We start from the raw sequence: 16,358 nt of genomic DNA, 5'->3' as shown, positions 1-16,358 counted from the left end.
ACATGAGGAGGGCGGCGCATGCCGATCCTTGAACTTTGCGCTGGGTACGGCGGTCTGGGAATCGCAGTGGAGCGGCTGATCGGTGACAAGGTCACCATCGTCGCGGAGGTGCACGGAGCGGCATGCAAGGTGATGTCCTACCGGTTCCCCGACGCGCCGAACATTGGTGACATCAGGTACCAGACGTGGACACCGCTCGTCGGAGAAGTCGACACCATCACGGCGGGGTTCCCCTGCCAGGACATCAGCAACGCAGGAAAGCGGGAGGGGATCAAGGGTGACCGAAGCTCAGTCTGGTTCAACGTTGCCGAAGCAATTCGGGTCCTTCGACCCCGATACGCGTTCCTGGAGAACGTCTCAGCACTCCGTAATCGGGGACAAGACGAGGTCCTCGCATCGCTTTACGAGATCGGGTATGACGCGACGTGGACGTCTCTTCGAGCTTCAGAGGTCGGCGCCCCTCACCACCGTGACAGGTGGTTTTGCGTTGCCACACCTTCCATCCCCAACGGTCTCTGACGGGTACCGCGGACCGGACTTCGCGAAGCGGGACCGGGACGGCTCGGGTGGAGACGACCTCGTAACGGCCGTCGCCCGACTCTTCCCGCGGGAGAGGGCGGAGCAGCTGTTCAAGACTCCGACCGCCAACCTGGCACGGAACGGGAGCGCTCAGCACCCGGACAAGCGAAAAGCTGGCGGCCACGGGCCGACGCTGGAGGACGAGGTCTGTTTCCTCCTGGACGTCGACCCCGACGCGGATCCGGTCGACGGTCCGCACACGCCGGCCGAGTGGTGGGGGCCGTTCGCGGCAGCCGTCCATCGCTGGGAAGTTCTGATGGGTACGGCGGCACCGGTCCCCATCATGTTCGGTCCGCGGGGCGGCGTGAAGCTGGCGCCGAAGTTCGCTGAGTGGCTCATGGGTCTGCCCAACGGATGGGTCACCGACGTCCCCGGGCTGACGCGCGAAGAGCAGATCGGCCGTATTGGGAACGGCGTGGTGCCGATGCAGAGCTACTACGCGTTCCGCTGGTGCCTGGAGCAGAAGACACTCACAGAGGAGAGCACATGAGCAAGGCAAGGTTGACCGACTACACCGGAGCCGAGATCCGACCGGGTGTTGTCGTGTCCTACGCCTCCCGTCAGGGCAACGTCGTTCGCCTCTCAGAGGCCGTGGTCCTGGAGCTGAAGAGCGACAAGGCGGCGGGCATCGTCGTACCGAAGGTCGTCGTGAAGCCGACCGGTCGTGACTCCGGATTCATCGCACGCAAGACGCTGACCATCCAGACCGTCACCGCTGACCGGCTCGTCGTCATTGGCGACGCCCCGACCGCCTGACCGATCGCACCACTAGGCCCCCGCGCACCGATGATGCGGGGGCCTTCCGCTTGGCATGGAGGAGAGAGCATGACGGAGTTCAAGGTTGGCGACAAGGTGCAGGCGTTCAAGAGCACCAACGGTGAGATCACGTACGGACCGGTGAGCAGCACCTTCGGGAGTTACACGGTCTATGTGGTGCGCAAGGAGAACGGAGAGGAGGTCACGCACAGGGTCTCCGACCTGACTGCCGCACCCGTCGCCCCTGTCTTCGCCGTTGGCGGCACCATCACCCTGACGACCCGCCCCGGAAGCCGCGCCACGGTGGAGTACGGTCCGTTCGACAGCGCGAACACGCGAGGGGCGGACGTCTACGTCGTCAAGCTCGTGGATCCGCCGGCCGACGACAGCCCGCGGACCTTCACGGCGCTGGCGAGCGTGATGGAGAAGGTCACCCCGGGCGACGGCTTCGAGTACCAGGGCACCATCTACGAGTACGGCGTGACGTACGAGGACCGTGACGGCGACCGTTGGAAGTTCGACCGCCCCGGCACGGGCGGTATGCCCCTGTCCGACGACACGTCGTGCTGGATCAGGGAGCCGCTGAGTGACGTCGTCCGTGCGTGGGGCCCGCTCACCGCGCAGTAGCACCCTCGCCCCCGGCGCCCATGTGGCCCGGGGGCTGAGTGCGTAGGAGCACAGCCGAGACGAGGAGAGAGCATGGCTGAGGCACAGTACGAGATCCGCACGGAGACGGTGGAGAAGACGGTCGTCGTCCTGACGCTGACGGAGGACGAGGCCAGCAGCCTGAAGGGTGTGTTGGAGGCGCTCGACTACACCGGATGCCTGACGAGCCTCCTGGCGTCACTGACCAAGCCCACGGCTCCGGAGACGTCGGCCGACACCTTCGAGTACGGCGGTGTGACGTACGACCTGCACGCCGCGTACATCGATCAGGAGGACGACACCTGGACCTTCACCGGGCGCCGGACTGACGGAGGCGACCCCTACGTGACCATGTACGCGGGCCGAGACAACCGGGGCGACACCCTGTCGAGCATCGTTCACGGCTACGGCCCCCTGGAGAAGGTGACGTCATGACCGTCGCTGAACTCATAGCCCGACTGAAGAACACCGACCCCAACCGCACGGTCCAGATCGCCCGCTACGACGACGGCGTCTTGTACTCCGGCGAGGTGCTGGCCATCAGCGACAACCAGGACAGCAAGGCGCACGACATCGTGTGGTTGGAGGCCCGATGACCGCCATCCACACCATCGACGCCGCCAACGCCCCCGCGCTGGGCGACATCCGCGCGGCTGGCAGGGACGACCTGATCCGGCTGCGCCGGTCGGCAACGGAGCGCAAGGACTTCGCGCGGTACTGGGAGGCCGTCGGTGTCGCGCTCGTGCGCGGGGCGATCGTCCACGTGATCAATCGGGAGGAGAACTGATGGCACGGCAGATGGTTGGCGATGGCGTCGATGTCTACCGGCTGAAGGTAACGCTGTCTCGCCCGAACTGGCGTGGGGAGAGCGTGGAGGTCTTCGGGCCGTTCAACAGCATCGGAGCAGCGCGGGGCCAGCGTACGACGTACGCCAAGCTGGACTGGGTGTCGTCGGCACAGATTCAGAGCGCCTACACGGAGTGGAGCGACGTCCAGTGAGCGTCTTCGACGGAGAACTGTTCCGGATGCGGGCCCGCTTCGTGAACGAGGACGGCACCACCGCCCGCGTCTCGGAGAACTTCACCTACGACGCCAAAGACGTACCCGACATGGTTGCCGGTATGGCTGCTCGCCCGAACGTGGCGGCCGTCATGGTGCACAAGCTGGAGTACGTGGAGCTGCCGGCCAAGCCGGGAGCTGGCCTGACGTACGGCGACATCTCCGAGCACGAGGAGTGGTGATGATAGGCGACGGCCCCGGACTCCGCATCATCCACGCCGAGCCCGACGAGGAACCAGTAGAGCGCACATCCCGCGCGACCCGGTCGGCCTGGCCGTGGATGACGGACGAGTTCCTGAGGGAGTTGGAGAGCGCATGAGGGCCTATCGGAAGTCAGCCACGCTCCATCAGTACTGCGTCTACCTCACCACCGAGGAGCGGGAGCGACTGCTCGAAGAACTGCAACGGGTCGTCGATCCATCCTTCTGGCCGGCGCTGTCGCGGCTCTACGCACACCTGCACACACCGAGAGGGGAGAGCGCATGAGCGACCGACAGTTCAAGGACTGCGACGGCGACACGTGGATGGAAGTGGAGCCCGGGTGGCTTCGGCTGTCTGCGCGCGCCAACGGGTCCGCCATCTACCCGTCGACTCAGCGAGTTTCGATCGAAGATGTCAGCGCCGAACACGGCCCTCTGACGGAGGTCCTCCCCGACGTCCGCGCGCTGCTGGCCGGCGTGCTGGAGGACATGGCGGAGACGCTGAGTCGAACCACTGATCTGCCGGGCGTGCTGAAGCGCAAGGCGCGGGAGCTGCGAGAGGAGAGCGCATGACGCTTGAGATCAGAGAGGTTCCCGGAGAGCCGGGGCTGTGGGTAGCGTCCGACGGGCGCGTACTTCGAGAGGCGAAGCTGTACAGCACCACCACTCGCTACCTGAAGGTGACGCTGAACGGAAGATGTCGGAGCGTGCACCGAGCAGTGTGTGAAGCGTTCCACGGACCGCCCCCGTCGGCACTCCACCAGGCAGCTCACAGCAACGGTGACCCGCACGACAACCGTGCGGAGAATCTTCGATGGGCCACGGCCGGAGAGAACGCGGAAGACAAGGGGCGGCACGGAACCACCAGGCGGGGCGAGCAGCACTACTCCACGAGCCTCACTGAGGACGACGTCCGAAGCATTCGACGACGGGCGGCATTGGGAGAACGTCAATGCGATCTCGCTGACGAGTTCAAGCTGTCGCGCCCCGGGATCAACAACCTCATCCACGGAAGGTCGTGGGCCCATGTCCGTTAATAAGGCTAAGGGCACCGCCTGGGAATCGCTGATCGTCGCCTACCTCCGCGAGCACCACAACCCGTCAGCCCACAGAAATGTCCAAATGGGCCGTCTCGACATCGGAGACATCAGCGGCCTGTACCTCCACGCGCTGGAGGCGAAGGCCGAGAAGACGATCACGCTCTCCGACTACATCAAGCAGGCCAACCGCGAAGCCATCAACGCCGGCGAGCCCTTCGGCTGCGCGGTCGTCAAGCGGCGCATGAAGGGCGTGGCTGACGGCTACGTCGTGCGCGATGTGGCGACGGACGTGCGGCTGATGAACCGGCTGAAAGACGCGGAGGAGATCCTCCGAGACATCGCTCCGACGGTGTACGAGGACTTCGACAAGCGACACAGGGAGGCAGCGTGAGACAGCAGGTCGTCATCGAGTTCACTGCGACGCTCGTCGTCAAGGAGGACGGCGACGAGTACGAGGGCGGTGAACTGACTCTGGAGGACGCCCGCGGGTGGGTCGCTCACGTGCTCTCGCGCGGAGACAAGCACGCGTCGAACTTCACGGCGTACGGCGCCTCCCCGACGTCAGTGACGTACGAGGAGTCCGAGGACGAGGAGTAGCTCCGCAAGTCGACTTGCGCAAGTACCTAGCCCCCGGTGACCACTGGTCCCGGGGGCTGAGTGCGTAGGAGACCGCCCACCACGAGAGGAGAGCCGTGCGACTGACCGAAATCTTGGGGCGCCTGAGTGGGGTCGTCGACGATCACGACGGCCACCTTGCGCTCTGCCCGGCGCATCGAGACCGCACCACCCCCAGCCTGAAGCTGACTCTCAAGGAGGACGGGCAGCTTCTCTACGTCTGCCGGGCCGGCTGCGCGCAGAAGGTCGTGACCGCCAAGATGCAGGAGCTGGGGCTCGCTCCGTCCGACTTCTTCAACGTCGACGGCCAGGGCGCTCGGACCATCAGCGCGAAGGCGCCGGAGTCCATCGGGCCAGGGGAGATCGCCGGCCTGAAGATGTTCGTCGACGAGACGTCGGCCGCACTGACGGACTCACCGGAGGCGGTGGCGTACCTGGCTGACCGCTTCGGCCTCTCCGTAGAGCAGGCGGACGACCTGGACGTCGGCTATGCGGCGCCCGGTGACCGCCCGCAAGCCTGGCTCACCCGCGGATTCTCCCGCTACCCGCGGCTGACTGTCCCGCTCGTCGGATTCGACGGCGTGGTTCGTGGCCTCCAGGGGCGGGACCTGTCCGGTAAGTGCCCAGCACGCTGGGTCTCCCTGGCCAACGTTGACGGCAAGACATGGGCGAAGTACGGCGTTCTCTCTGCTGGTACGGGCTACGACACGATCCTTGTCACCGAAGGCCCCGGAGACGGCTTGACCTCTGTCGGCGTCGGCTATGACGCACTGATCATCCGTGGCGCCGGACCGGCCCGGAACGCCGCCCTCGTGGCGGAACTCGTGGAGCAGCTGCGCGGCCGTGACGTGGTGCTCGCCTTCGACCCCGACGACGCAGGAGCGCGAGGCATTGGCGCCCTGGCGACAGCGCTCGTGGCCGACGGCAACCACCCGAGACAGCTGCCGTTCCCCAACGCCAAGGAGGACCTGACCGACTGGCGGGAGCGCACGCCGGCGACGTTCCCCGCGGAGCTTCACACCGCCGTTCGCTCCGCCCCCGTGGTGGAGCTGAGGCCCGCCCCGACACCCGAACTGCCGAAGGAGGAAACGGACGTGTCTGATACCGACGCTGCACTTCAGACCATGAGCGTGTCCTCCCGCGAAGCGTTCGACATCACTGACGTAGGCATCGCGGTCCGGCTGCGTGACTACATGGCACGCACCGGCGGAGGAGTTCGGTACGCGGATGGGATCGGGTTTCTCGTCTGGGACGGCAGGGTGTGGGCCCCTGGAGGCGGCGACGTGCGGTCCGCCCTGCTTCAGATGGGAGCGGAGCTGATCAGCAGTGGTGACGACGGTGCTCGAAAGCTGGCGCTCAAGGCGCTGAGTAACTTGTCCATCAAGAACGTCATCGAGGTGCTGCCGTCTGTTCCCGGCGTACGAGCAGAGGCGGCCGACTTCGACGCACGGCACGATCTGCTGTCCGTGGCCAACGGAACCGTCGACCTTCGTACGGGGAAGATCCATACCCACACCCCCGCGGACATGATCACGAAGCGTCTGGCCGTTGCGTACCACCCCGACGCACCCGCGGAGCGGTGGAACCAGTTCCTGACGGAGGTGTTTCCCGGACATCCCGACCTTCCGGGGTTCATGAAGCGGCTCGTCGGCTACGGCTGCACCGGGAGCACGTCTGAGCACTGCTTCGCGTTCATGCACGGGCAGGGGAGCAACGGGAAGTCGGTCTTCCTGGACGCACTTATCCACGTCTTCCGCGGCGTCACGCAGGCGACGCAGTTCAGCACCTTCGAGAAGTCCGTCAACGTTGGCCAGGCGAGCCCCGAACTGGCTTCCCTTCGCGGGGCGCGGCTCGTGACAGCGAGCGAGACGGAGAAGTACTCCCGCCTGGCGGAGGCGCTTGTCAAGCAGCTGACGGGCGGAGATCCGATCACGTGCCGGTTCCTGAACCAGAACCCGTTCACCTACGTGCCGTCGTTCCTCCTTCTCGTCGCCGGGAACTTCAAGCCAGCCATCCTCAGCCAGGACGAAGGGACCTGGAGGCGGGTCAAGCTGATCCCGTTCGACGCCACGTTCTCCTACGCCCGGGGCAACAAGGACACGACCCTTCCCGCCAGGCTGCGCGAGGAGGCGGAGGGGATCCTCGCGTGGGCCGTTGCCGGCGCCGTGGAGTGGTACGCGCAGGGGCTGGGCGAGCCGTCCTCCGTCGCCACCGCAACACAGGACTACCGGGAGTCGGAGGACCGGCTTCAGGAGTTCCTGAACGCCTGCACTGTCCGCGAGGAGGGTGTGCGAGTGGCTCCCATGGCGATTCGGCGCACCTACGCGGAGTGGGCCGAGGATGCCAGCCTGGACCGCAAGGAGCGGCTCTCGGGGTGGGCCCTCGCAATCGAGCTAGAGTCCCGCGGCTTCAAGAAGGACAAGAAGCGCGGGGCATGGGGCTTCAACAACCTTCGTCTCATGACGGACCAGGAGAAGGAGCGCGCGAGTCGACTCGCGGAGGACGTAAGCGAGCCAGCCGGCCCTGCCGGTCCGACCGACATCTTTCAGCAGCCGAAGGAGGCATCGTGAGGCACTACACCTTTCCTCTCTTGGGCCGTGAGTTCCCGGTCTCCGTCCCGGAGCGGCCGGAGGACCTGGCGGAGTTCATCGCGTGGGTCAGCCGACAGCGTGAGCGGGTGGCCGTGGACTCGGAGTCCCACGGCTTGCAGATCCTGAGCGGCGACCCGGAGTACATCCGGATGGTTCAGTTCGGGAGCGCCGACGAGGCGTGGAACATCCCGACGGAGCTTGGTGAGCCGTTCAAGGAGGCCGCTCGCACCGCGCTCCGGATCCTGATCGCCGGCGTCGGGATCGTCGGTCACAACTGGCACGGCTTCGACGCTCCTGCGCTTCATGTGCACCTGGGGGTTGACTACAACGAGCTGTGCCGGGCGTCGCGGGACACGATGCTGATGTCCAAACTGGTGGACCCGCGACAGGTGCAGGAGGGAGGGATCGGGAGTTCGCTCAAGCCGCTCTCAGACCACTACATCGACCCGAAGGCGGCGGACACACAGGGCGACCTGACGGGCGTCTTCCGGTCGTTGGGACTGACGAAGGCCACCGGCTTCAGCCGTATTGATCTCTGGCACCCGATCTACCAGTCCTACGGGGGCGGAGACGTCATCCTGACGGCGCGCCTCCTGCCCAAGCTGATGGCAGAGCTGCGGACGCTGGGCGTTCCGCAACGTCTCGTTGACTACGAGCACGAGGTAGCCCGCATCTGCGGTCACATGCAGATCCGCGGCCTTCTCCTGGACCAGGACTACACCCGTCAGCTGTCCGTCGAACTGGGGGAGGAGGAGGCCACGCAGTCCGCCATCGTCCGGTCGTACGGCGTGGAGAAGATCGGCTCACCCGCACAGATCTCCGAGGCTCTGATTGGCATGGGTGAGTCACTCCTGGAGCGTACGGCCGGCGGTGCCGTCAAGGTAGACAAGGCGGTCCTATCTGCCCTGGCGGACATGGACCTGTACGGCAACCGACTGGACGTCCGCACCCCCAACCCGCTTGCAGCTGCTGTGATCCGGGCCAAGCGGGCGGGCAAGTGGAAGTCCTCCTACGCGGACAACTTCCTGACCACCGTGGACCGGGCGGGACGCATCCACCCGAACATCCGGACCATGCAGGCTCGCACGGGACGCATGTCCGTGACGAACCCTGCCGTACAGACTCTGCCGTCGGGGGACTGGAAGATCCGGCGGGCTTTCCTGGCTGACGAGGGTCACGTGTTCATCAGCACTGACTTCCAGGCCGTGGAATTGCGTGTCCTGGCGGCCCTGGCCGGCGTGAAGAGGATGAAGGAGGCGATCAACGAAGACAGGGACCTGCACTCGTTCACCGCGGAACTTGTCTTCGGCCGTGACTTCACACCTAAGCACCGCAAGATCTCTAAGGCTATCGGGTTCGGGGTCGTTTACGGGGGTGGTGCGACGACGATCCAGCGACAGACTGGCGCCCCGATGGAGGAGGTACAGCGGGCCGTCGCTGCCTACCACCGGGTGTACCCAGAGGTACGACGAGCGGCGAACCGGTGGCAGAGCGAGGCGTTCTCCAACGGCATGGTGCTGACCAGCGTCACCGGACGACGTCTTCCGCTGGACCGGTCGCGGACGTACGCGGCGACCAACTACCTCTGCCAGTCCACGGCTCGGGACTGCTTGGGGCAGGCGCTGATCAACATGGACGACGCCGGCCTGACGGAGTACCTCCGCCTGGTCGTCCATGACGAGACGATCGCGTCAGTGCCTGCCGCTCAGGCAAAGGAGATCGGCCACGAGATCGAGAAGTGCATGACCTTTGACCTGTTCGGCGTACCCATCGCGGCGGAGGCCGAAATCGGTGGGCGATCTTGGGGAGCGGCGTATGGCGCCGACTACTGACGGAGCATCGTCGAAGCCGTGCTCAACATGCGGCGAGTCGAAGCATTCGACCGACTACTACAAGGACACGCGGAAGAAGGACGGGCTGTACCCGTCCTGCAAGTCGTGTCACAACTCACGAACCGCTACCTGGAGTTTGAACAACCGGGACCGGGTCAACGAACGCTCCCGGGAAAGGTACGCCGACGACCCGGAGCGGTTCCGTAAGGCGCTGAGAGACAGCCGTGAGGCCCGACGAGATGAGTACCGGGCATGGGCCCGGGGGAACTACCGGGAGGATCCTGAGCGGCACCGGGCCCGCCACCGGAAGTGGTACCGGGAGAACGTGGAGCACGCCCGTGCGTACTCCCGTGCGTACGGGGCGGCGCATCCCGAAACGCTCCGGGAGAACAACGACCGCAGGCGTGCGCGGAAGATCGCGGCAAGCATCGTGCCGTTCACGATGCGGGAGCTTTACCGGCAGTGGGACGAAGACGGCATGTACGGATGCGTCTACTGTCCGGGCCCGTTCGAGCACATTGACCACGTCGTCCCGCTGTCCAGGGGGGGAGAGCACGGCATTGAAAACCTCGTGCCCTCGTGTGCGGACTGCAACCTGAGCAAGAACGACGCGGACCCGTGGGAGTGGTTGCACCGCCAGTTCGGCTCTCAGCCGGAGGGCGCATGATGCCGGTCCGTCTCCCCGCACCATCGCCCCGACGGATGACCGGAGTTGACCGAACGGCAGTGGCCGGATTCGCGCCCACTGCCGTCCGCTCGGCGTCTCGCCCTCGTCCCATATCGCCCCCTATGCGCACTCCCGAGCCGCCGCACGGCCCCTCCCACCGTGACACTCTGCGACGGTGGGAGGAGCTGGAATGGTGGTCCTGTGTCTACTGTGACGCCTCGTTCGGCCCGATGGTTGTACTGGAAGTGGACCACGCAATTCCCCTTGCGAAGGGGGGCGTTCACGAGGAGTGCAACCTCGTGCCGGCGTGCGCCGAGTGCAACCGGATGAAGAGTGATCTGGACATGTCCGACTGGCTGTCAGTTCTCGCAGCTCAAGCAGACACGGAGCGCGAGGTTACGGTTACGCGCTGAGATCCTGACGCAATCTCACGGCGTACACGCCGCCTTCACATCCTCATAGATGTCACGACTGGGTAACAGGTTCAATACTGGACCAGTCGTCTGTTGCGCGACAGAACCGCAGGTCGGACGGGTCGCGCGACATTAGTCGTACTTACTCAGCGTTCACACAGGTACCGCAAACCGGCACATACCCCTAGTAAAAGCCGTCGTATCCCAGCCGCTTGACGATTGCCCGTGGAGGGTCCGTGACCTACAGTCCATCTCACATCGCAGACGGACAGCATTTGACGGTTCTTCTGGACACGCTGGAACGTGACCTGATCGAACTCCGTCAGATGGCGTCGATCTACGACGATGCAGTGACCATGCCGGGCCGACGGCCTGACGTGGATCCGGATGGGACCGGACGTGCCGGGACGCACGACCCCTCCCGCCCGACAGAGAACGTCGCCCTGGACGGCGCTCGTGGAGCGCTACAGCAACAACTGGTAATCGGCATCTCGCACACCACGTACGCCATCGCTTACGTGCGAGGTGCTACCGCATCAATGGACCGAGCCCTTGCTCACTGGGAGGGGGAGGCTCCAGTTCCGGGGGAATGCAATGAACGTACTGACGGGGCCGCGCTCAACCGTTCAGCAGGCGGCCGAACTTCGGAACCTGTCGCAGCTGCTGGGTCTTCCGCTCCTGCACAACTCTGAAGACGATCTCATCGACGCAGAGACCCTCTACCGCGCAGCCGGCTGGGACTCCTGCCCGCTCGCCCTTGCCGACGTCGACATTGCCGACGCCTACGGACTCCTGATCAAGGACGTCTAGTTCCGCAAGTCGACTAGCGGAGCCCCCCAGCGCTCGGACTGCGGGGCTCCGGCAGCCTCAACTCACCTCACGCCAGGGGCTGGGTGGAGTGCGTCCTCATTCGCCGCCTTACATGTGACGCAGGCCACAAAAGTCCCGCGTCACATCTTGGCTCCATCGCCCCATAACTAAGTCACGCCAAGCACTCACGAGGAGATCCCATGTCGAACCCGGTCGCCGTAACAGACGCTCAGATCCTGGCCGCGCAGGGCGGGGATGAGATGGCGATGTGGGACATCGTCTCGGCGTACGACCCCATGATCCGAAGCGTCATCCGTTCCGCGGCGAAGGGTGCGGCCGAGGAGGGCAAGGCGGAGGATCTCCTCCAGGAGGGCCGGATCGTACTCATTCAGCACATCCGCGAGTACTCCACGGACGGCAGTGCAGCGTCCCTCTCGTCGTTCGCCTACCGGGCAATCCGCCGCGCCATTGCGGAGGAGTGGATCCGGACGAGCAGCGCACTGACCGTCAACCCTGTGATGGTGATCCGGGTTCGCCGGGCGTTCTGGGAGGCCGACGGGGACGCCGACCGCGCTTGGATGATCGTATCCACCTTCCCGGACGTGACGCACCGTATCTCGCGTGAAGCATTTGTGAGCGTGTGTGAGGCACTTGCGGACGTGGACAGCCTGGAGGCTCCCCTCTCCTCCGACGCTCACGGCGCCACGCTGGGGGACACCCTGCCGGACGCAACGGCCGACTTCACGGACGAGGCTGAGCGCCGCAATCTGGCCCAGTGGCTGCTGACGCAGATTCCGCAGCGTCAGGCGTACGCGCTCCGCGCCTTCTACGGCGTCGGCGGGCGCAAGATCACCGATGAGCAGGCCAGTGACGAACTGGGCGTCACCTCGCACAAGAAGTGCCAGGCCGTGCGTCAGCTGCGGGCGCACGGAGTCGTCTCCGCCCGCAATGTCGCGGCCGGCAACCACATCACGCTAGCTGCCTGAGTCACTCGTCCAACTACAACGGAACGGACAACGACCATGACCTTCCCCTCTCTCGATGACTACGACGTCCAGGGCGTGCGACCGGAGGAGGCCGCCCTCTGGGGCGGTGACGTCCTCCTGGCCGTGGAGGCGCGGAGCGACGGCGAACCGATGGACGGCTACAGCTTCGACTGAGCTGCGCAAGTCGACTTGCGGAGCTACTGATCATCACGACGGAGGAGAGAGCATGACGGAGTACAAGATCACGTGCCAGGACGACCCCAGCGACCGCATCAAGGCCGTGGGCACCGTGGGCGAACACGTCGCCTTCTACCCGTACGGCAGTGACAGCGTCTACGTCTCGCCGGCCGACGCCCGCACCTTCGCCCGCGGCATCCTGGCCCTGGCGGATGAGGTGGACGGGGGAGAGGCGCCCATGCCGACGGAGCCCGCCGTTCGCGACATCAAGGTGGGCGACAGGGTGCGCATCCTTCGCCCGGAGGGCTGCCTCCCAGAGTACGCAGGCCGCGTCGGAGTGCTGACGCGCACCGACAGCACCGAGTGCAAGTACCGAGTCCGGGTTGACGAGGCGGACGACAACATCGTGTGGGCGTACGAGGTGGCCCCCGTCGACACGGACAACGCAGAGCAGCTGTGCGCGAAGAACGCCCGCATGGACATCCTGGAGCAGGCCCGTGCCCTGGTCGGTTCCCGCGACGTGCCGAACCTCCTGGCCGTCGCCCGCTTCCTGGCAGGAGACAACGCATGAGCGACATCACGGTTGGCGACCGGGTCCGCGTGGTCCGGGAGTACGAGAACACCCCGGGTCGGCACGCTGGGGCGGTTGGATCGGTTGTCTCGATCGACAACCGCGACGACCGTTTCCCATACGAGGTTCGTACCGACGGAGGCGTCAACGGCGAGGGGCTGTGGGTGCACGAGGTAGAACTCCTGGACTCCGTCTCTTCGGCCGCCGCTGACCGAGAGTCCCTCGTTACCCGCGCCAAGTCCCTCCTGGCCGGCACCGAGCACACGGGCGCCGACGTGGTGGCCATGGCGGCGTTCCTGGCAGGCGGTGCCGCATGAACGACCGCTTCCTGACCTTCAATCCGCGTCGCAACAGCGCGTGGACCAGCAACAGCCTGGAGCGCCACGTCCGCACCGCACTGGCAACGGGCCGGCGCTGGAGCGTGACGGTCATGGTGTGGGAGAACGTCGACGGCGATTGGCGCCTGATCGAAGACCCGAACACCTACTTCGCGGAGTAGCCGACGGGGGCTCCGCAAGTCGACTTGCGGAGCTTCCTCAGCGGTGTTGTGTTGCGCAACAGAATCTGCCATAGTCGAGACATCGCCAGGGACTCACGGAGGGTCTGGCAGGAGAGGACATCATGAAGGTCTACGAGCGCACCGAGAACGGCAGCACCTCCCAGGTCAGCGTCAAGGAGGGCCTGGCGGAGATCAACAACGCGATGATGGCCGGCAAGCGTGAGGTCCGGACGATGTCCTCCATTACCCGCACGGACTACGCCATCGAGTACAAGGACGGCCGCAGCGTCCGGCTCGTCCAGGTCGACGCTCCGGCGGAGGCTGACGCGGATCCCATGGACTGGGCCTCTACCGCCACGGGGAACGTGGAACACCGATTCGGCCCTGACGGACGGGCTCTGTGCAACCGCCGGTACCGGGCCTACGACCGGCCGATCAGTCAGACAGACCGCCGAGTCCGACGCACCCGGAGCGAGATCGAAAGCGGTCCGTACGCCAGTCAGTACACCTTCTGCCCGTCCTGCGGTGCGCTGTGAGCGGGGGGTGCGTCGCCACCACGTCGCGGGGCAATGTCTGCATCAACCCGGTGCGGCCCGGTCGTCTGGTGTGCGCCAGCCACGACCCGCGTCGGCAGTGCGGAGCCCCCACGAAGAGAGGCAGCACGTGCAAGCGGATGAAGGTGCAGGGTCGTGACGCCTGCACCTTCCACTAGCCGAAACGCCCTCCGGGGCGTCCGCGGGGACTGGCCTACCCGCGCTGATGAGGCAGGCCGTAGGAGGACGAGATGGACGCCACACGGGAGCGGGTTGACTCGGTGTACGACCCCGAGCGGAAGCTGTCAGCCCTTCGGGCAATCGCGGCAGGCACGGTGCGATGGTCGTACCGGAAAAACCTCTACACCGTACGCAAAGGTATCGACGCTTCGACGCGTGACGTCGACTGGGCGTGTGGGCACGGCCTAGCCGGTCACTTCGAGCACGGGCGCGGGTACCTCGTCGGCCTCACGACTGCGGGAGAGCAGTGGTTGGAGAAGCTCACCGAGCGCGTGAGTGCTTGATCAACCCGCCCCGCATAGGAAAGTCCACGGCGCCCCCAGCGCCAGGGCGCGCGGTTCGAATCCGCGGCGGGGCACTCCATCAACCGCTAGGACGGCCAACATGACAACAGCCCAGCTCATCCGCGCTCAACGTGCCGGAGCGGAGATCCTCCATAACGGCGCCCCGGTCCGCTACGCACCCCTTCACGCAGGCGACCGTACGCCGTGGCTCTACACCGACGGGCGGACGGAGAGCCGCTACACCGCGAACCAGTGCACCGCCCACGTGCCGGCCGACGAGTAGTACGGCGTCACCACGGGCACCTACGCCCGGTGCGCTGCTGACGAGCTCACTGACCCGGGAGACCGCTGATGTTCCGCCACCGCAGAATCCGCCGCGCAGCAACCGCCCTCACCATCGCCTACCCGCACATCTCCCACCCCGTCGCCATCGCCCGCGCCTGGCAGATGGTGCAGCGCTACCCGCGGGCCGACACGGACCGGATCACGGACTACCTGATCCACGGGGAGCGCGTCCGCATCATGCTCGACAACGTCGACCTGAACCGCGAGTCACTGGCGGAGGAGACATCATGAACACCCTGCCGACGCACACCACCCTCACCGTTCCCGCTCGCCTGATCCAGGCCGGCGACGAATTCACCCTCCACCGCCGCACCCGGACAGCCGCACTGCACGCCTACCGTTTCACCGTCGGGTGCGTCCGGATCCGCTTCACCGACGGGGGAGAGGCGTTCCTCGACCATGACGCTCCCGTTGACGTCTGCCGGCCCGTCAGGAACGTCCCGTGCGCTACCGGGTGACGTTGGAGAACGGCGCCTCCACCGTCGTCGACGACGTGGCCCAACGCCACTTTCTCCGCCAGGCGGTTCGTGCCGGCTACGGACGGACGAGGATGCGCGGTGGGTGGGTCGTGACGCTGCCCGGGGGAGCGCTCGTTGCGGTGCTCCGTGAGTCGACTTGCGGAGGTCCGACGTAGGTGTTGTGTTGCGCAACAGAATCTGTCATAGTCGAGACATCGCAAGTGACTTACGGAGGAGCGGACATGAAGGCTTACAAGATCAAGGGCACCACGGATGACGTCACCGAATGTGACCTCTGCGGGCGCGCTGAACTGAAGGGCACCGTCGTTCTGGCGACGCTCGACGCCGACGGCAACGAGGACGGGGGCGTTGCGTACTTCGGGACACACTGCGCCTCAAAGGCATCTGGCTGGACCGTGCGCGAGGTCAACGAGCGAGTTCGAGAGGCAGCTCACCGGGAGAGGAGCGAGGCCAGAGAGCGGGCTATCGAGGCGAAAGACCGTGAGACCCGCGAGTACAAGGAGTATCTGCGGAAGTGCTACGGCGACGACGTCGGATGGGCAGTCAGGCACTACGGAACATATACGCTCTGGCAGGACTTCCGGGCGTCGAAGGCTGAGCCGCCGAAGGTCGTTTGTGACCGTAAGGCATGTGCGAACGAGTGCCCCGGTGATGCCCTGTACTGCTCGGACGAGTGCTTCGACCTGGACAACATCACGACGCCAGTACAGCCGATCGTTCGGAACAAGATCAACGGTTTCGGAGTGGACCTGTGCCGCGAGTTCCCGCAGCCGGTTGTCCTCACACCGGTCTACTACGTCAGCATTGAAGAACCCGTAGAGGGCTTCACCATCGACACCTTCCCGAGCCTCACGGAGAAGGAGGCCCGACAGAAAATCGTTGAGTACCAGGCGTGTTACGGGATCGACACGGACCTCCCGGCGGAGTTGCACCCCATGCCATACGTGGTCGACGTGAGACCGACTGCCGCGTAGGGCACGGTCTACCCGGAGCCCCTGGAAGTAGAGATCCCAGGGGCTCCACCACACACCACCACG

At 65.7% G+C, this 16,358-nt stretch carries 30 protein-coding genes and 1 other RNA gene; all 31 read left to right on the top strand.

The window, feature by feature from the left end:
• The first annotated feature begins 18 nt into the window (after positions 1-18).
• The 31 genes from RLT59_RS07375 to RLT59_RS07235 all read left to right on the top strand — a co-directional run bounded on the left by RLT59_RS07375 (position 19) and on the right by RLT59_RS07235 (position 16,295).
• A complete protein-coding gene (locus tag RLT59_RS07375; RefSeq protein WP_311302669.1) occupies positions 19-519 on the top strand; it encodes a DNA cytosine methyltransferase in 501 nt (166 codons plus the stop codon).
• Entirely contained in the window at positions 416-1,069 is a 654-nt protein-coding gene (locus tag RLT59_RS07370; protein ID WP_311302668.1) for a DNA (cytosine-5-)-methyltransferase, read from the top strand. Before RLT59_RS07375 ends, RLT59_RS07370 begins: the two co-directional genes overlap by 104 nt.
• Entirely contained in the window at positions 1,066-1,335 is a 270-nt protein-coding gene (locus tag RLT59_RS07365; protein WP_311302667.1) for a hypothetical protein, read from the top strand. The genes RLT59_RS07370 and RLT59_RS07365 overlap by 4 nt, the downstream gene beginning before the upstream one ends.
• Positions 1,336-1,404: 69 nt before the next feature.
• Positions 1,405-1,962 (top strand): phiSA1p31-related protein, encoded by a 558-nt coding sequence (locus RLT59_RS07360; protein ID WP_311302666.1) that lies wholly within the window; start codon positions 1,405-1,407, stop codon positions 1,960-1,962.
• Positions 1,963-2,034: 72 nt separating this feature from the next.
• Complete coding sequence (locus RLT59_RS07355; protein ID WP_311302665.1) at positions 2,035-2,415, top strand: phiSA1p31-related protein; 381 nt, start codon at positions 2,035-2,037, stop codon at positions 2,413-2,415.
• Positions 2,412-2,576, top strand: a complete 165-nt coding sequence (locus RLT59_RS07350) for a hypothetical protein (protein WP_311302664.1) — start codon at positions 2,412-2,414, stop codon at positions 2,574-2,576. The genes RLT59_RS07355 and RLT59_RS07350 overlap by 4 nt, the downstream gene beginning before the upstream one ends.
• Positions 2,573-2,767, top strand: a complete 195-nt coding sequence (locus RLT59_RS07345) for a hypothetical protein (protein ID WP_311302663.1) — start codon at positions 2,573-2,575, stop codon at positions 2,765-2,767. The genes RLT59_RS07350 and RLT59_RS07345 overlap by 4 nt, the downstream gene beginning before the upstream one ends.
• The gene (locus RLT59_RS07340) at positions 2,767-2,979 is read left to right on the top strand and encodes a hypothetical protein (protein ID WP_311302662.1); all 213 of its coding nucleotides are present in this window, start codon (positions 2,767-2,769) and stop codon (positions 2,977-2,979) included. Before RLT59_RS07345 ends, RLT59_RS07340 begins: the two co-directional genes overlap by 1 nt.
• The gene (locus tag RLT59_RS07335; RefSeq protein ID WP_311302661.1) at positions 2,976-3,221 is read left to right on the top strand and encodes a hypothetical protein; all 246 of its coding nucleotides are present in this window, start codon (positions 2,976-2,978) and stop codon (positions 3,219-3,221) included. Before RLT59_RS07340 ends, RLT59_RS07335 begins: the two co-directional genes overlap by 4 nt.
• Positions 3,222-3,354: 133 nt before the next feature.
• Positions 3,355-3,525, top strand: coding sequence for a hypothetical protein (locus tag RLT59_RS07330; protein ID WP_311302660.1), 171 nt, complete (start codon positions 3,355-3,357; stop codon positions 3,523-3,525).
• Positions 3,522-3,812 (top strand): hypothetical protein, encoded by a 291-nt coding sequence (locus RLT59_RS07325; protein ID WP_311302659.1) that lies wholly within the window; start codon positions 3,522-3,524, stop codon positions 3,810-3,812. The genes RLT59_RS07330 and RLT59_RS07325 overlap by 4 nt, the downstream gene beginning before the upstream one ends.
• The gene (locus tag RLT59_RS39315) at positions 3,809-4,276 is read left to right on the top strand and encodes an HNH endonuclease (protein WP_399124977.1); all 468 of its coding nucleotides are present in this window, start codon (positions 3,809-3,811) and stop codon (positions 4,274-4,276) included. Before RLT59_RS07325 ends, RLT59_RS39315 begins: the two co-directional genes overlap by 4 nt.
• A complete protein-coding gene (locus tag RLT59_RS07320; RefSeq protein WP_311302658.1) occupies positions 4,266-4,670 on the top strand; it encodes a hypothetical protein in 405 nt (134 codons plus the stop codon). Before RLT59_RS39315 ends, RLT59_RS07320 begins: the two co-directional genes overlap by 11 nt.
• Positions 4,667-4,876, top strand: a complete 210-nt coding sequence (locus RLT59_RS07315; RefSeq protein ID WP_311302657.1) for a hypothetical protein — start codon at positions 4,667-4,669, stop codon at positions 4,874-4,876. The genes RLT59_RS07320 and RLT59_RS07315 overlap by 4 nt, the downstream gene beginning before the upstream one ends.
• 95 nt (positions 4,877-4,971) lie before the next feature.
• Complete coding sequence (locus RLT59_RS07310; protein WP_311302656.1) at positions 4,972-7,464, top strand: phage/plasmid primase, P4 family; 2,493 nt, start codon at positions 4,972-4,974, stop codon at positions 7,462-7,464.
• Complete coding sequence (locus tag RLT59_RS07305; protein ID WP_311302655.1) at positions 7,461-9,317, top strand: DNA polymerase; 1,857 nt, start codon at positions 7,461-7,463, stop codon at positions 9,315-9,317. Before RLT59_RS07310 ends, RLT59_RS07305 begins: the two co-directional genes overlap by 4 nt.
• On the top strand, positions 9,301-9,984 hold the full coding sequence (locus RLT59_RS07300; RefSeq protein WP_311302654.1) for an HNH endonuclease: 684 nt from the start codon (positions 9,301-9,303) through the stop codon (positions 9,982-9,984). Before RLT59_RS07305 ends, RLT59_RS07300 begins: the two co-directional genes overlap by 17 nt.
• Positions 9,981-10,397 (top strand): HNH endonuclease, encoded by a 417-nt coding sequence (locus tag RLT59_RS39310; protein WP_399124974.1) that lies wholly within the window; start codon positions 9,981-9,983, stop codon positions 10,395-10,397. The genes RLT59_RS07300 and RLT59_RS39310 overlap by 4 nt, the downstream gene beginning before the upstream one ends.
• 594 nt (positions 10,398-10,991) lie before the next feature.
• Positions 10,992-11,207, top strand: coding sequence for a hypothetical protein (locus RLT59_RS07295; RefSeq protein ID WP_311302653.1), 216 nt, complete (start codon positions 10,992-10,994; stop codon positions 11,205-11,207).
• Between the two features lie 200 nt (positions 11,208-11,407).
• Positions 11,408-12,193: a sigma-70 family RNA polymerase sigma factor gene (locus RLT59_RS07290; protein WP_311302652.1), complete on the top strand. Its 786-nt coding sequence runs from the start codon at positions 11,408-11,410 to the stop codon at positions 12,191-12,193.
• 36 nt (positions 12,194-12,229) lie between these two features.
• The gene (locus RLT59_RS07285) at positions 12,230-12,367 is read left to right on the top strand and encodes a hypothetical protein (RefSeq protein WP_311302651.1); all 138 of its coding nucleotides are present in this window, start codon (positions 12,230-12,232) and stop codon (positions 12,365-12,367) included.
• A 52-nt stretch (positions 12,368-12,419) separates the two neighbouring features.
• Positions 12,420-12,941, top strand: coding sequence for a hypothetical protein (locus tag RLT59_RS07280; RefSeq protein WP_311302650.1), 522 nt, complete (start codon positions 12,420-12,422; stop codon positions 12,939-12,941).
• Positions 12,938-13,258: a hypothetical protein gene (locus tag RLT59_RS07275; RefSeq protein WP_311302649.1), complete on the top strand. Its 321-nt coding sequence runs from the start codon at positions 12,938-12,940 to the stop codon at positions 13,256-13,258. The genes RLT59_RS07280 and RLT59_RS07275 overlap by 4 nt, the downstream gene beginning before the upstream one ends.
• Positions 13,255-13,440, top strand: coding sequence for a hypothetical protein (locus RLT59_RS07270; RefSeq protein WP_311302648.1), 186 nt, complete (start codon positions 13,255-13,257; stop codon positions 13,438-13,440). The genes RLT59_RS07275 and RLT59_RS07270 overlap by 4 nt, the downstream gene beginning before the upstream one ends.
• Before the next feature lie 122 nt (positions 13,441-13,562).
• Positions 13,563-13,976, top strand: coding sequence for a hypothetical protein (locus RLT59_RS07265; RefSeq protein WP_311302647.1), 414 nt, complete (start codon positions 13,563-13,565; stop codon positions 13,974-13,976).
• A gap of 174 nt (positions 13,977-14,150) precedes the next feature.
• Positions 14,151-14,214: hammerhead ribozyme type II (locus RLT59_RS07260), an RNA gene on the top strand.
• 10 nt (positions 14,215-14,224) lie between these two features.
• Positions 14,225-14,497: a hypothetical protein gene (locus tag RLT59_RS07255; RefSeq protein WP_311302646.1), complete on the top strand. Its 273-nt coding sequence runs from the start codon at positions 14,225-14,227 to the stop codon at positions 14,495-14,497.
• A 100-nt stretch (positions 14,498-14,597) separates the two neighbouring features.
• The gene (locus RLT59_RS07250; protein ID WP_311302645.1) at positions 14,598-14,780 is read left to right on the top strand and encodes a hypothetical protein; all 183 of its coding nucleotides are present in this window, start codon (positions 14,598-14,600) and stop codon (positions 14,778-14,780) included.
• Between the two features lie 68 nt (positions 14,781-14,848).
• The gene (locus tag RLT59_RS07245) at positions 14,849-15,073 is read left to right on the top strand and encodes a hypothetical protein (RefSeq protein ID WP_311302644.1); all 225 of its coding nucleotides are present in this window, start codon (positions 14,849-14,851) and stop codon (positions 15,071-15,073) included.
• Positions 15,070-15,300, top strand: a complete 231-nt coding sequence (locus tag RLT59_RS07240) for a hypothetical protein (RefSeq protein WP_311302643.1) — start codon at positions 15,070-15,072, stop codon at positions 15,298-15,300. The genes RLT59_RS07245 and RLT59_RS07240 overlap by 4 nt, the downstream gene beginning before the upstream one ends.
• Positions 15,301-15,542: 242 nt before the next feature.
• Entirely contained in the window at positions 15,543-16,295 is a 753-nt protein-coding gene (locus tag RLT59_RS07235) for a hypothetical protein (protein WP_311302642.1), read from the top strand.
• Positions 16,296-16,358: the final 63 nt, after the last annotated feature.

The sequence above is a fragment of the Streptomyces sp. ITFR-6 genome (genome assembly GCF_031844725.1).
Lineage (GTDB): Bacteria > Actinomycetota > Actinomycetes > Streptomycetales > Streptomycetaceae > Streptomyces.
Note: the sequence above shows the minus strand (reverse complement) of the source record. Positions and strands in the feature narration are given on the sequence as shown.

Bases quoted from the DNA above. Each gene is read 5' to 3' on its own strand.
- RLT59_RS07375 (WP_311302669.1), top strand. From the start codon at position 19: ATGCCGATCCTTGAACTTTGCGCTGGGTACGGCGGTCTGGGAATCGCA.
- RLT59_RS07370 (WP_311302668.1), top strand. From the start codon at position 416: ATGACGCGACGTGGACGTCTCTTCGAGCTTCAGAGGTCGGCGCCCCTC.
- RLT59_RS07365 (WP_311302667.1), top strand. From the start codon at position 1,066: ATGAGCAAGGCAAGGTTGACCGACTACACCGGAGCCGAGATCCGACCG.
- RLT59_RS07360 (WP_311302666.1), top strand. From the start codon at position 1,405: ATGACGGAGTTCAAGGTTGGCGACAAGGTGCAGGCGTTCAAGAGCACC.
- RLT59_RS07355 (WP_311302665.1), top strand. From the start codon at position 2,035: ATGGCTGAGGCACAGTACGAGATCCGCACGGAGACGGTGGAGAAGACG.
- RLT59_RS07350 (WP_311302664.1), top strand. From the start codon at position 2,412: ATGACCGTCGCTGAACTCATAGCCCGACTGAAGAACACCGACCCCAAC.
- RLT59_RS07345 (WP_311302663.1), top strand. From the start codon at position 2,573: ATGACCGCCATCCACACCATCGACGCCGCCAACGCCCCCGCGCTGGGC.
- RLT59_RS07340 (WP_311302662.1), top strand. From the start codon at position 2,767: ATGGCACGGCAGATGGTTGGCGATGGCGTCGATGTCTACCGGCTGAAG.
- RLT59_RS07330 (WP_311302660.1), top strand. From the start codon at position 3,355: ATGAGGGCCTATCGGAAGTCAGCCACGCTCCATCAGTACTGCGTCTAC.
- RLT59_RS07325 (WP_311302659.1), top strand. From the start codon at position 3,522: ATGAGCGACCGACAGTTCAAGGACTGCGACGGCGACACGTGGATGGAA.
- RLT59_RS39315 (WP_399124977.1), top strand. From the start codon at position 3,809: ATGACGCTTGAGATCAGAGAGGTTCCCGGAGAGCCGGGGCTGTGGGTA.
- RLT59_RS07320 (WP_311302658.1), top strand. From the start codon at position 4,266: ATGTCCGTTAATAAGGCTAAGGGCACCGCCTGGGAATCGCTGATCGTC.
- RLT59_RS07300 (WP_311302654.1), top strand. From the start codon at position 9,301: ATGGCGCCGACTACTGACGGAGCATCGTCGAAGCCGTGCTCAACATGC.
- RLT59_RS39310 (WP_399124974.1), top strand. From the start codon at position 9,981: ATGATGCCGGTCCGTCTCCCCGCACCATCGCCCCGACGGATGACCGGA.
- RLT59_RS07295 (WP_311302653.1), top strand. From the start codon at position 10,992: ATGAACGTACTGACGGGGCCGCGCTCAACCGTTCAGCAGGCGGCCGAA.
- RLT59_RS07290 (WP_311302652.1), top strand. From the start codon at position 11,408: ATGTCGAACCCGGTCGCCGTAACAGACGCTCAGATCCTGGCCGCGCAG.
- RLT59_RS07285 (WP_311302651.1), top strand. From the start codon at position 12,230: ATGACCTTCCCCTCTCTCGATGACTACGACGTCCAGGGCGTGCGACCG.
- RLT59_RS07280 (WP_311302650.1), top strand. From the start codon at position 12,420: ATGACGGAGTACAAGATCACGTGCCAGGACGACCCCAGCGACCGCATC.
- RLT59_RS07275 (WP_311302649.1), top strand. From the start codon at position 12,938: ATGAGCGACATCACGGTTGGCGACCGGGTCCGCGTGGTCCGGGAGTAC.
- RLT59_RS07270 (WP_311302648.1), top strand. From the start codon at position 13,255: ATGAACGACCGCTTCCTGACCTTCAATCCGCGTCGCAACAGCGCGTGG.
- RLT59_RS07265 (WP_311302647.1), top strand. From the start codon at position 13,563: ATGAAGGTCTACGAGCGCACCGAGAACGGCAGCACCTCCCAGGTCAGC.
- RLT59_RS07255 (WP_311302646.1), top strand. From the start codon at position 14,225: ATGGACGCCACACGGGAGCGGGTTGACTCGGTGTACGACCCCGAGCGG.
- RLT59_RS07250 (WP_311302645.1), top strand. From the start codon at position 14,598: ATGACAACAGCCCAGCTCATCCGCGCTCAACGTGCCGGAGCGGAGATC.
- RLT59_RS07245 (WP_311302644.1), top strand. From the start codon at position 14,849: ATGTTCCGCCACCGCAGAATCCGCCGCGCAGCAACCGCCCTCACCATC.
- RLT59_RS07240 (WP_311302643.1), top strand. From the start codon at position 15,070: ATGAACACCCTGCCGACGCACACCACCCTCACCGTTCCCGCTCGCCTG.
- RLT59_RS07235 (WP_311302642.1), top strand. From the start codon at position 15,543: ATGAAGGCTTACAAGATCAAGGGCACCACGGATGACGTCACCGAATGT.